Source organism: Ruminococcus sp. RTP21484sp1_RTP21281st1_A8_RTP21281_210402, from assembly GCF_040914025.1.
Taxonomy (GTDB): Bacteria; Bacillota; Clostridia; order Lachnospirales; family Lachnospiraceae; genus Blautia_A; species Blautia_A faecis.
The window spans coordinates 88,629-110,537 of sequence record NZ_JBCPGE010000009.1; the positions used below are offsets into that span (position 1 = coordinate 88,629).

General features: G+C 39.3%; 20 protein-coding genes and 1 riboswitch. Of the genes, 4 read left to right on the forward strand and 16 right to left on the reverse strand.

What is annotated here, in order from left to right; translation table 11 throughout:
• Positions 1-153: 153 nt before the first annotated feature.
• From AB5170_RS06345 to AB5170_RS06355, 3 genes are all read right to left on the reverse strand, one after another.
• Positions 154-630 (reverse strand): IS66 family insertion sequence element accessory protein TnpB, encoded by a 477-nt coding sequence (locus tag AB5170_RS06345; protein WP_368365051.1) that lies wholly within the window; start codon positions 628-630, stop codon positions 154-156.
• A gap of 310 nt (positions 631-940) precedes the next feature.
• Positions 941-1,072 carry a hypothetical protein gene (locus AB5170_RS06350; RefSeq protein ID WP_255610632.1) on the reverse strand — a complete coding sequence of 44 codons (132 nt, stop codon included), beginning with the start codon at positions 1,070-1,072 and terminating at the stop codon, positions 941-943.
• A gap of 39 nt (positions 1,073-1,111) precedes the next feature.
• A complete protein-coding gene (locus AB5170_RS06355; protein ID WP_368361950.1) occupies positions 1,112-4,177 on the reverse strand; it encodes a glycoside hydrolase family 2 TIM barrel-domain containing protein in 3,066 nt (1,021 codons plus the stop codon).
• A gap of 218 nt (positions 4,178-4,395) precedes the next feature.
• Here AB5170_RS06355 and AB5170_RS06360 point away from each other — a divergent pair, with 218 nt between their 5' ends.
• On the forward strand, positions 4,396-5,286 hold the full coding sequence (locus AB5170_RS06360; RefSeq protein ID WP_173717388.1) for an AraC family transcriptional regulator: 891 nt from the start codon (positions 4,396-4,398) through the stop codon (positions 5,284-5,286).
• Positions 5,287-5,401: 115 nt separating this feature from the next.
• On the opposite strand, the gene AB5170_RS06365 is transcribed toward AB5170_RS06360, so the two are convergent.
• The 3 genes from AB5170_RS06365 to galE form a co-directional block, all read right to left on the reverse strand.
• Positions 5,402-6,835, reverse strand: coding sequence for an alpha-L-fucosidase (locus AB5170_RS06365; RefSeq protein ID WP_368361951.1), 1,434 nt, complete (start codon positions 6,833-6,835; stop codon positions 5,402-5,404).
• Between the two features lie 60 nt (positions 6,836-6,895).
• Positions 6,896-8,266 (reverse strand): MFS transporter, encoded by a 1,371-nt coding sequence (locus tag AB5170_RS06370; RefSeq protein ID WP_173772794.1) that lies wholly within the window; start codon positions 8,264-8,266, stop codon positions 6,896-6,898.
• A 243-nt stretch (positions 8,267-8,509) separates the two neighbouring features.
• Positions 8,510-9,526 carry a UDP-glucose 4-epimerase GalE gene (galE, locus tag AB5170_RS06375; RefSeq protein WP_173774249.1) on the reverse strand — a complete coding sequence of 339 codons (1,017 nt, stop codon included), beginning with the start codon at positions 9,524-9,526 and terminating at the stop codon, positions 8,510-8,512.
• Positions 9,527-9,720: 194 nt separating this feature from the next.
• Positions 9,721-9,818, forward strand: a riboswitch (THF riboswitch).
• A gap of 71 nt (positions 9,819-9,889) precedes the next feature.
• On the opposite strand from galE, the gene AB5170_RS06380 reads away from it, so the two are divergent.
• Entirely contained in the window at positions 9,890-10,456 is a 567-nt protein-coding gene (locus tag AB5170_RS06380; protein WP_118583984.1) for a folate family ECF transporter S component, read from the forward strand.
• Positions 10,457-10,608: 152 nt separating this feature from the next.
• On the opposite strand, the gene AB5170_RS06385 is transcribed toward AB5170_RS06380, so the two are convergent.
• From AB5170_RS06385 to AB5170_RS06430, 10 genes are all read right to left on the reverse strand, one after another.
• Positions 10,609-10,764 carry a helix-turn-helix transcriptional regulator gene (locus AB5170_RS06385; RefSeq protein WP_173719500.1) on the reverse strand — a complete coding sequence of 52 codons (156 nt, stop codon included), beginning with the start codon at positions 10,762-10,764 and terminating at the stop codon, positions 10,609-10,611.
• 155 nt (positions 10,765-10,919) lie between these two features.
• Positions 10,920-12,305 (reverse strand): DUF4179 domain-containing protein, encoded by a 1,386-nt coding sequence (locus AB5170_RS06390; protein ID WP_368361952.1) that lies wholly within the window; start codon positions 12,303-12,305, stop codon positions 10,920-10,922.
• Positions 12,302-12,859 carry an RNA polymerase sigma factor gene (locus AB5170_RS06395; RefSeq protein WP_148463265.1) on the reverse strand — a complete coding sequence of 186 codons (558 nt, stop codon included), beginning with the start codon at positions 12,857-12,859 and terminating at the stop codon, positions 12,302-12,304. The genes AB5170_RS06390 and AB5170_RS06395 overlap by 4 nt, the downstream gene beginning before the upstream one ends.
• Positions 12,860-13,208: 349 nt before the next feature.
• A complete protein-coding gene (locus AB5170_RS06400) occupies positions 13,209-14,078 on the reverse strand; it encodes a hypothetical protein (RefSeq protein WP_368362019.1) in 870 nt (289 codons plus the stop codon).
• An 18-nt stretch (positions 14,079-14,096) separates the two neighbouring features.
• Positions 14,097-14,921 carry an AraC family transcriptional regulator gene (locus tag AB5170_RS06405; RefSeq protein ID WP_173772789.1) on the reverse strand — a complete coding sequence of 275 codons (825 nt, stop codon included), beginning with the start codon at positions 14,919-14,921 and terminating at the stop codon, positions 14,097-14,099.
• 410 nt (positions 14,922-15,331) lie between these two features.
• Positions 15,332-15,667: a hypothetical protein gene (locus tag AB5170_RS06410; protein ID WP_173717381.1), complete on the reverse strand. Its 336-nt coding sequence runs from the start codon at positions 15,665-15,667 to the stop codon at positions 15,332-15,334.
• Positions 15,631-17,514: an asparagine synthase (glutamine-hydrolyzing) gene (asnB, locus tag AB5170_RS06415; RefSeq protein ID WP_173772788.1), complete on the reverse strand. Its 1,884-nt coding sequence runs from the start codon at positions 17,512-17,514 to the stop codon at positions 15,631-15,633. Before asnB ends, AB5170_RS06410 begins: the two co-directional genes overlap by 37 nt.
• A 231-nt stretch (positions 17,515-17,745) precedes the next feature.
• Entirely contained in the window at positions 17,746-19,494 is a 1,749-nt protein-coding gene (locus tag AB5170_RS06420) for a M56 family metallopeptidase (RefSeq protein ID WP_173717379.1), read from the reverse strand.
• Positions 19,495-19,500: 6 nt separating this feature from the next.
• On the reverse strand, positions 19,501-19,890 hold the full coding sequence (locus AB5170_RS06425; RefSeq protein ID WP_148463261.1) for a BlaI/MecI/CopY family transcriptional regulator: 390 nt from the start codon (positions 19,888-19,890) through the stop codon (positions 19,501-19,503).
• 134 nt (positions 19,891-20,024) lie between these two features.
• Positions 20,025-20,915 carry a hypothetical protein gene (locus tag AB5170_RS06430; RefSeq protein ID WP_173717378.1) on the reverse strand — a complete coding sequence of 297 codons (891 nt, stop codon included), beginning with the start codon at positions 20,913-20,915 and terminating at the stop codon, positions 20,025-20,027.
• A 178-nt stretch (positions 20,916-21,093) separates the two neighbouring features.
• On the opposite strand from AB5170_RS06430, the gene AB5170_RS06435 reads away from it, so the two are divergent.
• Both AB5170_RS06435 and AB5170_RS06440 read left to right on the forward strand, forming a co-directional pair.
• Positions 21,094-21,387, forward strand: a complete 294-nt coding sequence (locus AB5170_RS06435) for an autorepressor SdpR family transcription factor (protein ID WP_173717826.1) — start codon at positions 21,094-21,096, stop codon at positions 21,385-21,387.
• A partial coding sequence (locus AB5170_RS06440; RefSeq protein WP_368365052.1) for an SdpI family protein occupies positions 21,362-21,909 on the forward strand: 548 nt, incomplete at its 3' end. The genes AB5170_RS06435 and AB5170_RS06440, both read left to right, overlap by 26 nt.

The window sequence follows — 21,909 nt, forward strand, 5'->3', positions numbered from 1 at the left end:
GGTAAATATGGTCTGTTTTTGTAAGAAAACATTTAAAACTTGATAAAAGGACAATCTGACTGGAATTAACTGTTCATGGGATAAAAGAAAAGGCGCACAATGCAATAGCTACATTATGCGTCTCATGAGAATAATTTGTTTCAAAGGATGTGCCTATTTAATAAAGAACCATTTTTTATAGATAGAGTCATCCGGAAGAAAAAGTATTTTGGGGTCGTAATCTTCCGGATGAAGGTGATTGGCAGAAACATACAGAAGTAACGGTTTGATTTCATTACTCATTCGTATAAGCAATCCGTCTGCTTCGATTTCAATTGTATGTGAATTGTCAAGGTGCATAGGTCTGTTCCCATTATCTGGGATCAGTCCTGCCGGAGAAGACTCCGGTTCTATAGCAATCTGGACTACATCCTGTTTATGGGATGTAAGGTCAAGAGAGCTGTCTTTGGGGGCTGGATCCGGTATCTGACAGGTTTTTTTGTGGAGACGGGTAACTGCATTGTAAAAACAGCTGGGAGATATCCCATGCTCATTACACCATGCAGCATCTATCAGGCCACTTTGTCTGCATTCGGTTATCAGTTCCATCCATTCGTCCAGGGAACGCCCTGGAGCACGTTTCTTACTCATAATGAAACCTCCAAATGTAGTAAATTTCTATCTCCTATCAAGCGGAGTGTAGTAAAAATCTATTTACTATCATTATGAGTTTAAAAACGTAGACAGCAAAGCTACCCAAGATCTAAGCGCTTACGGATATCGTGCTCAGATGAGCCGGAATTTGCACTCCAATTCATACTCTGTTGTTACAGAATTTTTTATGGATAAATTTTTACAGCAACTATCTGGTCAATATTTTATATGCAGCATACTTTTTTAGTTTGTAATACACAAATCCCCGGCATCTGTCATTATGATCGAATGCCAGGGATTATTAAAGTCAGCCTTTTACAGCACCCACCATAATTCCTTTTGAGAAATACTTCTGCATGAATGGATATAGCGCGAAGATTGGCAGAGAAGCAAGTACAGTAATAGTCATTCGGATTCCCTTCTGGGAAATGGCTGCCATAGCCTGCTCCGTTTAAGCTGGCAGTTTCTTTATTCTGTATTATTTAATTATCATTTTAATTTCAAAATTGAACTGTTCTGCATCAAGGCGGTACTGTTCTGACAACTCAGGCCCGCAACTGTTAGAACCAATTCCGTTTTGGACATAATCCAAGCACACGACCGTACTTCCACAAGGCTGTAATTCATAGCTATGTCTTTTTGCTGTCAGTTCCTCTTGAGTATATGGTGATACGTTAAAAGAAAATGTCCTTTCTCCTGCTGCTGCAAAAGTATTTTCCTTTCCTTTTAAGATAAGGTAGTCACAGTCGGTATGACTTCCATTTTCCTGTGGACGCAGGTAATCTTCATGCATTTCAAGTACATTAGCATCATATTTTCCATGACTGCCGGCTCTTCTCTTATCTGCGTAACTTTCCTCAGGTCCTATTCCGTAATATTCTACGTTGTCAAAATCTCTGTTAAGGAATAAACGGATTCCAAATCTCGGAAGCATTGGAAATTCCAAATCCCTCTTTACATCCATTTTTACCTGGATTGCGCCATCCGAAGTAATAATCCATTCTGACTTCACATCAAGAATTTTTTGTACGGTAGGTGCAGAAACACTTAACGTTCCTAAGATGTGTAGTTTCCCATTTTTGGTAATGCAGGAAGTTTCATATGCTCTTGCATAGCTCTGGTCATAATGAGCATTCATCCATTCTAATTTGATTTTCCGGTCGTTGTCAGTTGGTGCTCTCCAGATATTTAATTCCATAGGACGAGTCAGAAGTTCTTTTCCCTTTACAGTAATGCTTTCAAATAATCCTGTCAGTCGATTGAAGCGATAAGTATTTTCCTGCCCTACATGAATTGTAAAGTATCTGTCACACTCTTCCACAGTAAAACTATTATCAGTATTCATTTCAGCAAGAAGTTCAATGGCTTTCTGATTTCTTCCATCTATGTTCTTTAAAAGGATTTCATCAAATCCAAGAGACTCATCCGAATGTAAAATCTGAGTATTATTTTTCAAACAATAAGATACTTTTAGGTAACATTTTCCACTATCTGGTATTGAAACAGGAAGTTTGATTGTTTTTTCTTCATGAGCTGGTATACTTTCATCTAATTCAATTTGTCCTACACAGTCAACTTCTCCGTCAACGCTCACCTCGTATATAAGATAAATATAATCTTTAAGATCAACATAATTCATATAGTTATGAAGAACCATATCTCCAGTTTCCTGATCATAGTGAAGAACCCTTGCCGGTCTATATATATTTTTGTATTCTTTTAACCCAGTATGTGGTGTTCTGTCAGGATAAACCAGTCCATCCATACAGAAGTTTCCATCGTGAATTTCTTCGCCATGATCTCCTCCATAATAATAGATTCCCTTGCCATTTTCAGCCTGGCCTTTGTAAATAGCATGATCACACCACTCCCATACGAAACCTCCACAAAGACTGTCGTACTTCTGGATCAATTCAAAGTAATCCTCCAGGTCTCCAGGTCCATTTCCCATGGCGTGGCAATATTCTACCAGAAGAAGAGGTTTATCCGGATTCTTTTCCATGTATTCATCAATCTCAGAAAAAGCTGGGTACATTCTTCCAACTACATCAATATTAGAATAGTCATACTCACGGTCTGTACTCTGATAGAATGCACTCTCATAAGTCGTAAGACGGGTTGGGTCAAATTCCTTGGTCCATTTTAAGGATTCCTCAAAGGTACATCCATATCCACATTCATTACCCATAGACCACATTACAATACATGGGCGGTTTTTTTCTCTTTCCACACAAAGTCTGGTACGATCCATGGTTGTAGGAATGAAATCCGGGTTATTTGCAATTCTTTTATTCCACTGCTCAACTACATTTTCCCACTCTGAATTTTTCAAGTACTGTGTCTGGGTTCCATGGCTCTCATTATCAGCTTCTGCGATCACAAATAAGCCATACTCATCACAAAGCTGATAGAAATAAGGAGAATTCGGGTAATGGCTGCTTCGGACTGCATTAAAGTTGTGCTGTTTCATCATGATCAGATCTTTTTTTATCTGCTCCATATTTACTGCGGAACCGGTTATCGGATCGGAGTCATGACGGTTTACACCTTTAAATTTTGCTTTTACATCATTAATATAGATTACGCTTCCCTCACAGTGGATTTCACGGATACCGATACGGTCTGTGATCACCTCATTCTCGGAAAAGAAAAGCACCTGATACAGATATGGCTGTTCCTGATTCCAGAGTACAGGGTTTGTGATATCTAATACCGCTTTGTAAGCAAAATTTTCATCGTCACATTTCTTAAATGTACCTGTAGCCACCGTATTTCCCTCATGATTCCGGATTACAATTTTAGTATTTTCTGCTGCATTGCTCTCCCCAAGAAAATTCGCACGAATTTCAATTTCTGCACCATTTTCCCCTATAGATGTAGTGGTAAAATAATCATACAGTACACTTTCTGGTCGCTTTAACAGATATACATCACGGAAAATTCCTGTCATACGGAATTTGTCCTGGTCTTCTAAATAAGTTCCATCACACCATTTCAGGACAAGTACCGCTAAAGTGTTTGTTCCTTCTTTCAGATGATCGGTCACGTCAAATTCACTGGTTGCATGAGCCACCTGGCTGTAGCCTACATAGACACCATTGATCCATACATAGAAGCAGGAATCTACACCCTCAAAATTCAAGTATGCTTTTGGTGCTTTGGAATCTTTCTTATATTCAAACTGGTGTACGTACGCTCCGCAAGGATTCTCCTGTGGTACATATGGCGGATCAAGCGGAATTGGATAACGGACATTGGTATACTGATGGCTGTCATAGCCATAGTTCTGCCAGATTCCCGGAACTGGAATTTCGTCGAAGCCCTTAGTGTCATAACCTGCTTCGTAAAATTTTTCCTGAAGATCATAAATGCTCTTATAGAACTGGAATTTCCAGTTTCCATTTAAAAGCTCCATACGGTCAGATTTCTCTCTGTCATGTACAAGAGATCCCATATCCTTTGATGCAGGCATGTAGTATGCTCGATGGGGCATGGTGTTTTCATGTAACACATTCAGATTTTCGTAGTGTTTTGGTACAATCATATTTGCTCCTCCAATATTATATATTTTTCTGTTTTAACATCTGATATGATTATACCTGTTTTTTAAAAAATTTACATAAACTCTGTTCGACAAAACATGCACAAAATGATATAATTTAACAAGTAAAGACACAAAAATATACACTTTTTTATTAATTTTGAAATATGCACAATCTGTTCCGATAAAAATTGTGCATATTTACAAGGAGGTAATTTATATTGTACACAAACTCCGCTTACTGGCACCAGACACGCTTGGATTTTAAAGATAAAAAACATCCTATTTTTATAGGGAGCTGCGGTACTTACCGTCTGTACACAATAAAGAAGCTGCCAACGCACCGGCCGCGAGGTCGGCTTGATTACCAGCTTCTTTACGTCGCTTCTGGAAAAGCACATTTCTATTTTGATGGAAAAGAGGAAATTGTTTCTGCTGGAAACATGGTTTTGTACCGTCCAAAAGAAGAACAGCGCTACTACTATTATGGTGCCGACCATCCGGAAGTGTACTGGGTTCATTTTACTGGGAATAACGTCAAAAATATCCTCCGCAAATACGGCATTGTAGATGGCGTTCATGTGATTTATTCCGGGGTCTCCATGGAATACAAGCATCTGTACATGAACATGATTGAAGAACTGCAGCTACGGAAAGATGACTATGAAGAGCTTCTTGTGTATTACTTTATGCAGCTTTTAATCCTTCTTCACCGCCAGATTCTTGTAAAACCTCACAAGAAGAATCCGATGATCATGGATGACATGGCGCAGGCAGTTGATTATTTCCGAATGCATTACAATAAACAGATTAATATTGAAAAATATGCAGCTTCGAAAAATATTAGTGTTAGCTGGTTTATCCAGAACTTCAAACAATATACTAATACAACACCCGCCCAGTACATACAGAACCTGCGTCTTTCAAATGCGAAATCTCTGTTGGAAACCACAAACTACAATGTTACAGAAATTTCGAATCTGGTTGGATATGAAAATCCATTATATTTCAGCCGCTTTTTCCGGAAACAGTTTGGCGCTTCGCCGTCACAGTTTCGGAAACAACTGCGGCAAAATGAAGAGAATCAGATGACTGAACCAGAAAAGAAATGATCTGTATACGAAAGCCCAGGTTCAAAAACTGCCTGGGCTTTTAATTGATTTATTTTTATTACTAATATTCTACATACGCTCTCCCCTAGTCATATGTACTTCTTATTCTTCTATTTTAATATACTCCCACAAATGCCATCGCAGGTGCAACTCTGGAATCTTCAATTACGATTGCCAGACTATCTGTATGGATTCCCTTCAAATCGACGATTCTCTTATATCCGATAGTTGTTCCTTCATAGCATTTTTTTATGCTGCCGTTTTCTTCATAGCAGACATTAAATGCCTCAACTCTCTGGCTAAGCGGAATTGCTTCTTTCAGAACAAGATAATGTAGTTTTTTTCTTTCAATCCATTTGATCTTGATAACCAGTTTATTGGTTCCAGCCTCATTCAGGAAATAAGTCTCATAATCATCGGTTCTAAGAACTTCTGGGGACATCTCCCGACAGTCAAGTGGTGGAATGGTTGTAATACCAGCTTCTTCCACTAAATTATTGGAAAAGCTTTCTTTGATAAAGTCACCTAACTGCCTCAGGTTCTGAATATCCGTTGGATGGATCTTTCCGTTTTTCATCGGAGGGATGTTTAACAGAAGTGTAGTATTTCCACCAACTGATTTTAAGTAAATATCCTTCAGATTCTCAAAAGAACGTACCTTATCATCCTCTTCTTCGTGATAGAACCAGCCCGGTCTGATGGAGACATCTGTCTCAGCCGGATACCAGGCAAGTCGTTCTTCCTTCGCAAGACGTTCCCTGCTTCCCAGATCAGACTGTGTTTCATCCAATGGTCTTTCACGGAACTCTTCATTATCCTCCTGCTGGCTTAACTCTGCGGTCAGAGCCGGATCTTTCATATCTGCTGCTACCACGCTCCATTCACTTGGGCGTACCTCACCAGCTTCATTTCCACACCAACGGATATCAGGACCAGAAATAGAGATCACAGCATTTGGCTGCAGCTTGCGAACTACCTGGTAGTATCTTTGCCAGTCATATTTCTGTACCTTTCCGTTTGCGCCTTCCCCACAGGCACCGTCCAACCATACTACAAAAATATCACCATACTCTGTCAGAAGCTCTGTAAGCTGATTCACATAATAGTCATCATACTCTTTTCCTTTTCCATAGGATTCATTGTTTCTGTCCCAAGGAGAAAGATAAACACCAAACTTCAGGCCATATTCTCTGCAAGCCTCCATTGTTTCTCTTACAATATCACCCTTTCCATTTTTATATGGAGAGTTTTTGATACTGTGTTCGGTGTATTTTGATGGCCATAGGCAGAATCCGTCGTGATGTTTGCAGGTAAGGATCAGTCCCTTCATACCGCCCTCTGCGGCTGTTTTCGCCCACTGTTTTGCATCCAGCTCTGTCGGATTAAAAATAGATTCCGGCTCTGTTCCATCGCCCCATTCTCTTCCGGTAAAGGTATTTACTGTAAAATGAATGAAACAGAAAAATTCCATGCTTTCATATGCAATCTGTCTTGCGGTCGGTACTGCTTCAATTAATCTTTTGTCTTCTTTTAAGCCGCTATAGTTCATAATCATCCTCTAGACATTTTTATTGTTACATCCCATTGCTATATTTCGTTATTTTAATGCTTATTTTGTTTTCAGCATTTTACTGTTCTTTAATTCTTCATTTGCCTTTTCTACATTCATCTGTGACATAATAAAAGTAATGATTACACAAATCACAACTGGAATCCACAGATACATAGTATGAAGCATGCTAAGGCAGGAATCCGGCTGTACAGCAAGTGAACTGTTAAAGTGGCTGAATTCCAGAAGCCAGCCTGTAATCGCAGTTCCAAGTCCTCCTCCAAGTTTCACACCAAGGGAAGTACAGGAATACATGGTTCCGTCTACACGTTTATGCTTTGTCAGATAAGTATACTCTGAACAGTTAGCAATCACCGCATTCATATCACCCTGCCATGGTCCCATACCAAATGCAGCAACGGCTGTAAAGGCAATCATAAGCGGTACGCTTCCCATATAAGCAGCAACTACTACAAGGGCACGTCCAATGGTTCCAATGGTATATCCAACCAGATTCAGCTTATATAATCCTTTCCATTTTGCTACTAAAGATGGTGTAATAACCAGTGCAATGATTAACGGGATATTGATCGCCCAGGAAAATACCGGGAACAGATCCTCGTTTTTCAATACATACATCATGTAATAAATACCCATACTGAGCATTGCGGAATAAATCTGCTGCAGAATGTAGGTTACGCAGATCATAATATAAAATCTGTTGGAAAATAACAGTTTTGCAGCTTCAATAAGGCTATATTTTTCATCTACTGCGCTTGATGCATCTTCGTTTAAGACTTCTTCTGGAAGCTCTTTTACAGATAATGCAGAAACTGTATTTATAATAAGTCCAATGATGGCATAAATGATTGCTACAATTCTCCATCCAGCAGCTCCCCCTCCCATAATCTCAACAAACTTGATAGTAACAGACTGGATCAAAAGACTGGTAGAAAATGCAAAGATAAAACGGTAAGATCCCATTTCTACACGTTCTTTGCTGTTTTTGGTAATCAGAGCTGTAAGAGCTGAATATGCAATGTTATTTGCTGTATAGAACACTGCATTTAACAGGGAATATGCAATAAAGAACCACGCATACTGCGCTGTCTGTCCAAGACTTTCCGGAATTGCAAATACACCGATCAAAGTAACTGCACAGCCGATATAACCATACAGCATCCAGGGTTTTGCTTTTCCCATTTTTGTTTTTGTCTTATCAATCATAGAGCCGAAGAAAATATCGGTCACTCCATCAAACAGTTTTGATACTGCAATCAATGTTCCTACAATACCCGGGTTCAATCCAACAGTATTGGTCAGATAGAGCATTACGAAGGTGGAAAGGAATGCATATACCACATTTCCAGCCACATCTCCGGAACCGTATCCGACTTTGTTGTACCATTTCAAATATCTTTTTTCTTCCATGTTTTCCTTCTCTTTCTCCTGTTTTTTCAGGTTTATTTTCGTACTTCCTTAATCCGAATATAATTATATCTTTATCTTTCCCAAAATTACATAAACAACATTTAACAAAACATGCACAAAATTGTAGAATTTAAAAAAATAGAACATTTTAGGATAAAAATGCGTTCATTTATAACATAAGGTCAATTATTCAAAAAAATAAGAGGGCTGCATCTCACAGCTCTCTTATTTTAAATATACATCCTATTCTTCATATCCCTGCGGATTATTAGACTGCCATCTCCAGGAATCTTCACACATCTCACGGATACCGTTTTCTGCTTTCCAGCCAAGCTCTTTTTCTGCCTTAGATGCATCACAATAACAAGTTGCAATATCTCCGGCTCGGCGAGGTTTGATCACATATGGAATTTTCACACCAGTTGCAGCTTCAAAATTCTTTACAATATCAAGAACACTATAGCCCTTTCCGGTTCCCAGATTGTAAATCGCAAGCCCAGGATTTTCCTCGATTTTCTTAAGCGCTTTTACATGCCCCTTTGCCAGATCCACAACATGAATATAGTCTCTTACACCAGTTCCATCCGGAGTATCATAATCATTTCCAAATACACCAAGTTCCTTCAGCTTACCAACTGCTACCTGTGTAATATATGGCATAAGGTTATTGGGAATGCCATTTGGGTTCTCTCCAATTGTTCCACTCTTATGTGCGCCAATTGGATTAAAGTAACGAAGAAGCATAACATTCCATTCTGGATCTGCTTTCTGGATATCGGTAAGCACCTGTTCCAGCATGGATTTTGTCCAGCCATACGGATTCGTACACTGTCCCTTTGGGCATTCTTCTGTAATCGGAATCTGTGCCGGATCTCCATATACAGTTGCTGAGGAAGAGAAAATAATATTTTTCACATTATGTTTTCTCATTACATCAACCAGGGTTAAAGTGCCTGCTATGTTATTTTCATAATACTCCCAGGGCTTAACCACAGATTCTCCAACTGCCTTCAAACCTGCAAAATGGATGCAGGACTCAATAGTTTCCTTGTCAAAAATATCATTTAAAGCATCTCTGTCCAGAATATCTGCCTTATAAAACTTCACTGGTTTTCCTGTGATTTTTGATACTCTGTCCAGTGCTTTTTCACTTGCATTGCTTAAATTGTCCAGTACCACAACATCATATCCTGCATTCTGAAGCTCCACTACCGTGTGGCTTCCAATATAACCAGCACCACCTGTAACTAAAATTGCCATAATGATTCCTCCTGAACGGTTTTTTCTTTTATTATAGTCTGATTTTTGTAAAAACATATGGACAAAGTTTTAGAAAATATGGAGAAAATGCCACGATTTCTTGTCTGTTTTCTTAATTGCAAAAACTTATATTTTTATATATTTTTTTCTTGCTTTTTCCAATAATCTGTTATATACTGCCCCATGTAAAGTAATGCAGAGTAAATTCATGAGCGTAAAGTGCCTTCCGGATGGAGAGTTGCCGGAGGACGAAAAGAGAAATCTTGCGGTTCGTGGATTGCTTCTCGCTGCAACAGAAGATAAATATGAATCCATAAATTATCTCCTATTGTGAGCGAAAAAAGAAAAGGAGGTAATTTTTTTATGGAGAAAACAAAGAACATGTTTCTCACCTCAGCCAAAGAGCTGAAAACCACTTCTACACTGGCAGTCTGTGCAATGCTTGCTGCCCTGGCACTGATTTTAAATTCAGTTGCTTCTATCAATATCGGTCCCTATGTAAAAATTGGATTTTCCGGTATCCCAAACCAGATTGCTGATTATCTGTTTGGACCCATTACCGGATGTCTGTTTGCCGGTGTGCTGGATATTGTGAAATTCTTTATCCGCCCTGATGGTCCATTTTTCTTTGGGTTCACCTTTAACGCAATGCTCGCAGCATTTATTTATGGATGTTTTTACTACAAACATAAGCTCACCTTCCGCCGCGTGCTGATTGCAAAATTGGTTGTCGTTCTGATTGTAAATGTTCTGTTAAATACCTTATGGCTGGACATGCTCTACGGAAAAGGATTCCTTGCAATCCTCCCAATGCGTACTGTAAAGAACTTGATCATGTGGCCAATCGATTCCTTTATCTTCTTTACCATCACAAGATTGATTGAGCAGACAGGAATTTTTAATCTTTTTAGAAAACCGGCTGCCAACTGATTACATATATTTGAAAATATAAAAACTTTGCGATATCAAATAAAAAACGCGAATATTCCAGTACTAAATAAGCCACTGATATTCGCGTTTCTTATTATCCTAACCACTTAAAAGAAGGATAGTATCTTACAACAGCTTTCCCCACAATCTGGTCAAATCGCACGAATTTGTTTTTCCATGAACGTGAATCTCTTTTCATTCTCCCAATTAGACACAGTCTGTCTGGTAACATGAAATATTTTTCCAAATTCCTCCTGAGTCAGCGCCTTTTCTTTTCGTATTTTTAATATCTGCGTTCCAATGTTCATATTTGCTCTGCTCCTGTTCTTCCAATCGGTTTTGCTTCTCACTTGGATTATATAAAAAATTCTGCCTAATGAAAAGCAATTTACCTTTTACAGTGGAAAAAACAGGTATGCAAAGCTTCTTTGACATGGTATTTTTTAAGAAGATTCACGTTTCTCTACTTAATCTGAATCCTTATTTTTTCACCGACAGGTGTCCAGTCAGATTCTGCAGTGATTTCACCTGTAGTTCCATCATATGCGCTTTCTTCGGTTCCATAATCTTCATCCGTTTTATCTGCTGCGTCGGTATTTTCTTTCTGGTCTGTATCGTCTTGAAGCCTTACTTCTGTGGGAGCATCTGCCCCTCCGATAATTTGAGTTTCAACCGGCTCCTCTGCATCTGACGGATTTTCTCCCTCCAAAGTATCCTCTGGAACTTCTTCTACTTCTTCTGTAGTCTCACCAATTTCTACAAAATCGTCATCAACCCAGACAGTGTCTGCAGCAGCCATGTAAGGTTCTCTGGTATAAAGCTGTAATTCCAGATAATCGCTGTCAATATCCGGGAGCAAAAGAACCGGGCCGTCAGAATCCAGCTGATACATACCCCAGAAACTGGTTTTAAAACTCCATTGAGATTTACCATCTGCTGAATTACTGCGCAGTTCATACTGTACCTGATTTCCTTTACTGTCTGTCCCCATAAGCATCATCTCATTACCATTATACAGCTTTTCCTCAAGTTCTTCCGGAATTTCTGCCGTAATTATACTTTGCAGTTTATTCATGGAAAAGTCTGTTAATTTTACGGTTCCTTCTTTTGTTTTAATAGAAACATCTTCCAGCTTTTTATGAACTGTCTGTTTCATAAGCTCCTCATGGGGAATAGAAAAATCAAACTCAAACTCTGCGAAATAATCTTCGCCAAGATTTTCATTTTGATAGGCACCGAGTACCAAATGTACTTCCGGATTTTCTCCCAAATCACCATCAAGGGAAAATCGAGATTCCAGAACAGCATCATAGACATTTTCATCCAGTCCAATATTTAGCAAATCCTCATCCGAATACGGCAGATAGTGTCCGCTTTCGTATTCTTCAATTTTCTGTCCATTTATTGTAGTTTTCTGATAATCAATGTCAAGCTGTGTATTGGCAAAGGTCCAGGCATCCTGACCATCATCCGTGCCCTTTTGCCCGGAAGATGTTTTTTCTGCATGCACCTTTGTTAACAGAACCCCATTATCCAAAACAACTTCTTTTAATGTTACAGTAATTCCTTTGTCTTCTTTAGAGGTATTCAACACTTCCGTATAAGATTCAATGCTTTTGGGGAAACCAAGGGTTTCTCCTATGGACAATGTAATATTTTTTATTGCAGCCTGGATATGTGGATTAGAAAAGATAACAGAACCCAAGGTGACGATCACGCAGGCAGCTGCTGCTTTGCTCCACCCTTTCGGTCTCCGGTTTTCCTTTTTTTCACTCCATTCCCGCTCTGCTTCCTCTATATATTTCGGATCAATATTACCAAATTCTTTTGAAAAATCAAACTTTTTCATATGCGTCCTCCTTCTTTTTCCAACAGTTTCAACAGCTTTTTCCGGTTTCTGTATAAATTCATTTTCACGCTTCCCGTTGACATATGATGCCTTTTGGAGATTGCAGAAACAGGATCTAAAAACCAGTATCTTCGTACAAAAATATTTCTGTCCTTTGGAGACATTTCTTCCAAAAAACGATTTATGGTTTCCATCAGTTCTTTTTCCGCCAGCTGTTCTTCCACGGTATAAGTTACATTTAGCTGATCCATTTCCTCTATAACATCTGCCATATGAACATCCGGGCGCTTGCCTGCAAACTTTTTCCTTAAACGGTCGATACTAAGATTTCTTGTAATCCGACCGCAAAAGTGTGCCAATACAGGAGGATGCGTAGGAGGAATCTGTGACCATACTGAAAACCAGGTATCATTCAGACATTCCTCGGCATCTTCTCTATTTGCCAATAAATTCCAGGCAATCTTGTAGCAATAGGGATGATACTTAGTACTCAATTCTATAATTCCATTCTCATCTCTTTTCAAAAACAGGTTTATAATTTCATCATCATTCATTTACAGGTTGTCCTCCGGGTTTCTTTAAGATAAAAGTCACTGTCCATAATCTGACCAGCAACAGATAAGGCGCCTTTTTGAATAAAAATATTTCCATTCATATTATATATCGTAAAAAATAGTGGATGGTAACAGAAAAATTAAATTTTTTCAGTTGAGATCCAAACTACAGTTTTGGTTTTCAGCAGATTACCTTTTTAGGGTAAAAATAAATAATGAAAAGCAGCCGATATTCTCATTTTATATATCATGAGATACCGGCTGCAACTGCTGTTATAAAATATTTTCTTGTTCTGTAGTTTTGAACTTCATACCACAGCATTCATTATAATCACGGTCAAAATACGTCCTATAAACTGTCCACAAAACGCATAAAATCTTCTCTTCCTTTTGGTGTGCATTTATAAACTCCGGCATCTTCCAGCACATGTACAAACACTAGTCCTACTTCTTTTTGAAGAATTGCATGAATGTTCTCTGCATTAATATCCGGATATTTTTCCAGCAATTCCTTCACCCAATCCTCATGCTTTGCTATTTTTTCATTTGAAGAAATATCTTTTCCAGATAAAATGTGTTCCTCTAAAAGCTCCAGCTCTTCTTTTAATCTGGCCGGAAGAACTGCAAGCCCCATTACCTCGATCAGCCCGATATTTTCCTTTTTAATATGATGGTACTGTGCATGTGGATGATATACACCAAGTGGATGTTCTTTCGTCGTAATATTATTGCGAAGTGTCAGATCCAGCTCGTATACATCCCCCACTTTACGGGCAATTGGGGTTATAGTATTATGTGGCTCTCCGTCCGTATTGGCAAATACAAAGGCTACTTCATCTGTATAACCTCTCCATGCCTGCAGCACATGTGTTGCAAGGTCAATCAACCGTTCTGGATTTTTATGACGGATACGGAGCACTGATAACGGCCACTTTACAATTCCCGCTTCCACATCCTCAAATCCAGGAATGGTCACATGCTTTTCAATCGGTGCCTTAGCCATTGCGAAGGTATAATGTCCTCCCTGGAAATGGTCATGGCTTAAAATAGAACCGCCTACAAGCTGCTCAATGTTCTGAAATTCCTGTTCCGGTGCAGTGTAATCATCCTCGTAAAATACATCCAGCAGAAGATTTGTTGTGTAATTTCTCTCACATTCTGGTATCAGTTCCGTCTCGACTCCATACTGTACCAGTTTTGCAATACTCTCACTCAGCATATTTTTATCCTCTCTTTTCTATATGATTTCATTTTGCAGAACAAACTTTTCTCTGTACAGATTCCGGTATTCTCTTGGTGTCATTTTGTAGCGTTCCCTGAAAACCCGGTTAAAAGTCCGCTGACTTTCAAATCCTGCATCCATGGAAATGTCCGTAATGCTTTTGTCAGTACACTCTAAATGAACACAGACATAGTTTAATCTCTGTTCATTTAAATATTGGTTAAAATTTCTATGAAAAGTTCCGGAAAAGACACGCGAAAGTGTAAATTTACTTACTCCCATATCTCTTGCCATCTTTTCCAGGGACATTTCTTCTTTAAAATGTTTTGCAATATAGGAGACCGTCTGATAAATGATATCATTGCTCTCCACACTGCTCTTTTCCTGTAAGTTAAATACCGGGATACTTCTGGCCAAAAGGATCTGCACATAAGCCTGTTCTACAACAAGGTTAGGATTTTGCTCCTTTTTATCGAGCTTCAGGCACCGAATTGCATTTACAATATCCCGGTGGACCTGCGGCTTTTTAATCACAGGATTTTTCGGACAGTATTTCTGCATAACAGAAGCAAATTGTCCGCAAAGTATGGGCTGCGCCCACAGATAGCATGCCTTATTATTCTCTCCTGAAAAGACCTGGCAGTGATGGATCACTTCCGGAAAAAGGACTGCAAAATCACCTTCCTCCATGTGAAAGAGTTCCTGGCCCATTCCAAGCTCCAAGCATCCTTCTGTAAGATAGATGAATTCAACTGAATTGTGCAGATGAGGGGATTCATGTCTGGCAATGCGGGAATGTAAATGCAGGTTTTCTTTTTTCTCTTCATAAACCGGAAACATAATTTCTCTCCTCTGCAAATTTTGTCTGTTTTTTCTTTTCATTTGGCACGTAATCCGCTTTCAGGTGATCTATAATGCACTTGTAAGTTAAGAAAAGAGGTGAACGAAATGAAAAATTTAAAAGCTTATATCTTATATGTGATGAATTTCTACGCAAACTATTATAAAGTTTGCCGCTAATGCCAGAAGAGAATTCCGGTATTCGGCCGGATTTTCTTCTGCATAAACTATCACATCCGCTTTTTATTAGTATAACCAACTAATGAACCCCTGTACATGAACAGGATTCTTTAAAATATAGACAAAATGATACAAAAAAAGATATGCTGCAAAAAATGACTGTATTTCCTGCCTCATATCTTTCCTTAATCCAATGACAGACAGCCCGAAAATATCGGGCTGTCTGCTTTTTAGATGGTATCAATCAGATCACTTCCACTAATGATCTGGCTCCAGCGGTTTTCACGTTTGTCCGCATTTTTCTCAAAGTATGGAAGTCGCGTTTCTTCCAATTCCTCCAGGCATGGGATGCTTCCATCCAGATACTTTTTGATTCTCCGTATGGTACTGTTAAGTCTGGTAATCACAGCTCCAAGTTTAATCTGTTTCTCAGCTTCTTCTACAGGTACAAATTTATTTTTCTTAAATTCTTCCAGACACCTAATTAGTGCATTATTATGAATATAAAAAAGAATATATTGAAGTTTTATTATTGCAGCCTTGTAACCAACTCTCCCTTCGAACATGTAGCAAAAAATCTATCGTACCAGATAAGGAATGTTAAAACTGTCCAGATTTTACGACTGTTATCTGCCTTTTTATTTTTATGGTCCTTCAGAAGCTGAAGCAGTTCCTCTGTACGAAAAAATTCTTCTGCCGCTTTTGAGGTAAATAAATCCGTTACCATCTGATACCAGTCATCCTGCCGCAGCCACACACGGATTGGAATGGGAAAACCAAGTTTCTTACGTTCATCGGTTTCCTGTGGAAGAAATTTTGAAACAGCTTTACGGAAAATATATTTGGTTGTACCTGCTGCAATCTTAGTTTCTTTCGGAAGCTTTGCTGCAAAGTCAAAAACTTCTTTATCCAGAAATGGTACCCTGACTTCCAGGGAATGTGCCATACTCATTTTATCTGCTTTCTGCAAAATATCGCCAGGAAGCCAGTAGTTCAAATCTACAGACTGCATTTTTTCCATGTCTTGAAGTGATCCTCTGTTTTCTGCCTCAAGCTCTTCATAAAATGGTCTTAAATATTCCTGCGTGGAAGGTCCTGTTACTTTATTTTTCAAAATCTGCGCTTTCTCTTTTTCACGGTAGATATACGCATTTCCAATGAAACGTTCTTCCACTTTCATTCCCGCGCGGATAAGAAAATCCCGACCTTTCACATCTGGCAGCTTTGCGGCCAGTTTTCTAACAGCACGTCTAAGCCTGAATGGAATCCAGGCAACTTTCTTTAATGCTTCCGGTTCTCTGTAAATATTATATCCACCGAAAAGTTCATCTGCGCCTTCCCCGGAAAGGACTACCTTGACATGCCCTGCGGCCTCTTTGGAAAGAAAATAAAGTGCAACTGCAGAGGCATCCCCAAGGGGTTCATCCATATGATACATCACATCTGGAAGGGCATCCCAGAATTCCTGCTTGGATATGATTTTCACATGGTGTTTCAAACCTGCTTTTTCTGCCACTTTGGCAGCTTTGTTTACTTCACTATATCGATCTCCCTCATCAAATCCCACTGTAAATGCCTGATCTGCACCGGAGGAAGAAGCCAGATAACCGGAATCCACTCCACCTGATAAAAATGCGCCGACTTCCACATCACTTAACATATGATGCTTCACTGAATCCTTTAAAATCTCGGAAAGCTGGCTCCGCAGCTGCGCCATATTCGTCTTATGGTTCCACTGACCTGGTGTAAGCTTTGGTTTGAAATAAGTCTTTATTTCATAGCTTCCGTTTTTATATAAAAGCATATGTCCAGGCATCAGTTTATAAATTCCCTTAAAGAAGGTCTCTTCCAGAGGAGAATATTGAAATGACAAATACTGCTCCAGTGCCTTCTGATTTACTTTCCTTTCATAGCCTGGAAATGCAAGGATACTCTTAATTTCAGAAGCAAATACAAAGTGCCCATCTATTTCGGCATAGTACACAGGCTTAATTCCAAAGAAATCCCTTGCAAGCATCAAAGTCTGCTCTTTTTCATTCCATACTGCAAACCCAAACATTCCCCTGAGTTTATCCAGTGCCTTCTCCCCATACTGCTGAAGGGTATTTACCAGAACTTCCGTATCGGAATGGGTGCAAAAAGAAATGCCGAAAGTCTCAAGTTCTGCCCGCAGTTCTTTATAATCATAGATTTCTCCATTAAAAACAATATGCAGATTTCCATCCGCACTTTCCATAGGCTGCTGCCCATCTTCTAAATCAATAATACTAAGTCTTCGAAAGCCCAGCGTAATCTTCTCCCTGCAAAAGGAGCCCTCACTGTCCGGGCCTCTATGCTCAATGGCTTTCATCATCCTTTCAATTACTGTCTTCTGATCCTGTCTGTAACCTGTAAATCCACAGATCCCGCACATTTCTTCCTCCGTATCCATTTGATGTAGTTTAGACACTGCAACGACTTTTGTTACAGTCCAAAATTTTTTTCCGATATTTTATCATAAAAATATCTGTTTGTTGTAAAATAAAAATGTCTTTCTTATCAAATAATTATATTTCCAAATAGCTTTTATATCTCATATAACATTTTACAAGAAAAGAAACGTTTTCCAGTCTCTTATTTGCTTCCGGAAAACGTTTCTTTTCATTTACTCTTCATAAAGATTTCCGTTCTCATCGGTCCAGGTTCCGTCACCATTATCTGTGTATCCTACACCTTCTGAATCACAGTAATAATAATCTCCGTTTGTAGTCTCTTTTACATTAACGGTGCCGCTGCTGCCCTTGAGTTCATGCTTTTCCAGCTGTGTTCCGAAATTATAGTCTTCGTCATTCCAGGTACGATATGAATTTCCATTGGCATCTGCCCAGTTTCCATCTCCCTGATAACTGTATCGGCTCCCATAAGCATCAGAATAGGTCCCATCTCCGTTATCGTAAAGAACTCTGGATTCTTCATCTCCTCCACCCGGTGCTACAATTGATGCTACACCGGAAGCAGTAGTGAATCCACTGGTATATGGTACGCCTGCTGGCAGATTCTCATAAGATGAAACAGACTCGTTGTTGTCAGAGGTAATTCCATCATCGGTCGTTTCACTTACCTGTCCGCTGTTTTCCATGGCAGGTTCATCGTTTGTTTCCGCATCTGCTTTTTCCTCTTCGTCTACAGAATCCTCTGTATCTGCATTCTCTGTCACTCCTCCTTCGTCCTGTGTTTCAGCAGCTTTCTGCATAGTTACCATTTCAGAAAACGGTGCATAATCCGGTACATTATTTTTCTCTGGATCTGCATTTTTTTCAATACCAGACTTCTCCGTCTCTACTGAAACTGTATCTGTCCCGGCAGAGACATTAAATACCAGATTACCGCCTGCAAGCAGCAGCGTCACAAGAATTCCCGGAAGAATCCCTCTGCGGAGTTTCCGAATGTTCACCATATACAGAATCCGATCTTTAAACACCATTTCGCTGTCATTAAGACTTGCTGTCACATATGGAATCTGATTTTCCATGGCCACTGTCCTGAGAAGCAGCTGTCGATATAATTTATGTTCCTTTTTATTAACTCTGCGAACAACTGCTGTATCACACAGATTCTCAATATCCTTATCCGCTTCTTTCAGCATGATAAGAAGAAAGGGGTTGAACCAGTATATTGATGCACAGATTCGAAGGAGCATCTTATACCAGAGATCCCGATGGCAATAATGTGTGAGTTCATGGTAAAAAATAAGTTTTCTTTCTTCTGCTGAATACCCGGTTGCTGGTAGATACAATTTTGTATGTAAAAGTCCTGCAAGAAGCGGTGTGGTAAGACCTGCGTTTTGCCTGAGCTCCGGTATTCTGCGTACGTGCTTCTTTTGACACGCTGCACGGTACATCTGAATACTCACCGTATCACTTACCTGCAGACTCATCCGTTCCAGATTCCTTATAGAAAAATAATATGCCAGCAATTCTCCTGTCAGTTTAAGTACCGCTACGCTCGGCCAGACAACAACAAAAATCACAGCCACAATTCCCAGCCATTTATCTGATTCGTACCTGACAGTTCTCTTTTGTTCCGGAATTTCTGTCAGATTTTTCATGTCATTGCTCGCAGATGATACGGTTTCTGTTATCTTCTGACTTTCCTCTGGTCTGACTGCGTAATCCGTTATCTTCGGGTTTTGCGTATTCTGTTGACTGCTTCTAAGTACTTTGAAATCCACCAGTGCCAGATTCTCCGGAAGGCGCACCGGAACACAAAGGCTTATCGTAATCAACAGCCAGATAAAGTACTTCCATCTCGCTGATACACGTCCTTTAAACAGAGTCGCAAGCACTTTTACCAGTAAAATTACTATTGCTGCAATAATGTTCAGTTTCAGAATGTGCAGAATGAAAACCTCCATAATTAGCTATTCCTCCCTGTCCTCCAGGTTCTTAAGAAATTCACTGAGATCCTGGACTTCTTCTGAGCTGATCTTCTTTCCATGATAAAGTGAAGTTACAAACTTTTTTAGTGAATTCCCATAAAGTTTCTCAAGAACACTCTGGCTTTCATGTGCCTGATAATCTGACTGCGAAACCATGGGTGTATACAGATTCATTTTTCCCTGTTTCGTCACTTCCACGAAATTTTTGTTCTCCAATCTGGTCAGCAATGACAAAATTGTTGTTGATGCAAGCTTTTTCTTCATATTGATCACTTTCTCAATCTCCGGTCTGGTCATCGGCGGAGTATTATTCCAAAGAACGAGCATAATATCCAGCTCTGAGTCCGGAAGTCTCTGGTAAGTTTTTTTCACTTTTTCATACCTCCCCTGTTACATATTTTCTACAAATGTAGGAATGATTCTATTTTACCACGGTTCACGGAAATGGCAAGGGCTTTTGCACAATTTGCAAATGCCCTTGCCATTCCTGCAGCTACTGACCACTATCAGTCTATTTCTGTATAGCTGCTGCCATTTTCATCACTCCATGTCCCGTCTCCGTTGTCCGTAAATCCTGTACCATTTTCGTCCTGGAAATAATAATCACCATTTGTAGTTTCCGTAACCGTCACAGTATTACCGTTTGCATCCTGAAGGTCATGCTGTTCCAACGTATGTCCCAGATGATGAGTGTCATCATTCAGAGCTGAGTAGGTATTTCCATTTTCATCGGTATAAGTTTCATTCCCATTATCAGTATATTTCATTCCATCATCTCCACGGTATTCGCAAGAATAATCTTTGTGAAGAATGTAATTGATCTCAATTGTATTTCCATCACTGTCAACTAATGTCAGTGGTGAGGTGGAAATAATATCTGAACCATCACTGTTATCTGCGGAAGCATTCACTTCTGTATCGGAAGAATCTGAATCTCCCTTGCCTCCCGGATTGGAAGTATCGGTATCCTCCTGATCAGAATTCTCTGTTGAATCTTCATCTGCCTGTCTGGTAAGGGAGGGATTTCCTGGATAGGAAATATATTCTACGAATTTTCTGACATCACCGATATCATCTGCATCTTTTGCATATCCCACCGTCATATATAAACTGTTCCCCTCTGAATAAACTGTCTGATAGCAGGCTTCATACGTATCATTGCATTTTGCAATTGCTATATTGACATCATCAAGTGAATATTTGTAAATGTTTACATAATCACTTCCATTCGTGTAGCTGGCATAAGTACCTTCCGTATCTGCCTTTTCCCAGTCGGAATCTGCTGGCGGCTGTGTATAAAAGTCATTATTTTCTGCTGCCAGAACCGTTCCTGCTGAAAAAGTTCCCAATACCGCCGTAGTGATAAGTGTCATTAACTTTACTGTTCCTGTCTTCATAGTGCATTCTCCCTGTTTATTATTTTCTACTTTTGTAGAAGTTGTTTATATTCTACATCTGTAGAATATAAATGTCAACCATATTTTGAAGTAACTGGTTCTTGACACATAATATTCCTTGCATTATAATACGTTTAACAATTAGGTTAAATGTTAAATGAAGGGATGTGATGAATTATTGGGTATACAGGATACATTAAAAGCACTGGCTGATCCAATACGACGTGAGATTTTGAACTTATTGAAAAATGGGCGGCTTTCAGCCGGAGAAATATGCGAACATTTTTCAGTGACGGGAGCATCCATATCAAGACATCTGGCAATATTGAAGGAAGCTGATTTGATCCGAAACCAAAGAGAAGGAAAGTTTATTTATTATGAATTAAACACTTCCGTATTGGAAGATGTCATGTTGTGGATCACAGATTTGAAAGGAGCATCGAACGATGAAGGAAATGATAAAAAAATATAGAGGTTCATTAATTAGCTCTATACTGGTAATTCTTGCAGGAGTCCTGGTGGGTTTTACGAGTACACACGGTAAATGGATAAATGTATTTTTTGTAGTAACGCACTGTATATTTGTAGCAATCATATTTTATGATAACAGAAGCCGACAACAGAGTCCAAAAGTTATAGGAATGACTATATGGATGATACCTGTTATTACATTGCTCTATAATGGCATTGCCAGATTGGTAAATACCGGAGCAGGCATGGAGAACCTGTTCATGGCATTCATGTATTATGGAACAGGCTTACTATTCATGGTTATAGGAAATTATCTGCCAAAGGTAAAGCAGAATAATACGATAGGAATCCGGGTTATATGGACATTGCAGGATGAGGAAAACTGGAATGCAACTCATAGATTCAGTGGGAAACTATGGATGGCATCAGGTATTCTGTGTATGCTCTGTGGTCTTTTTGAGGAAAGTATGGCTGCTCTTGTTTTGTATATCGTAAGCATTATGGCAGCTGCAATCATCAGCAT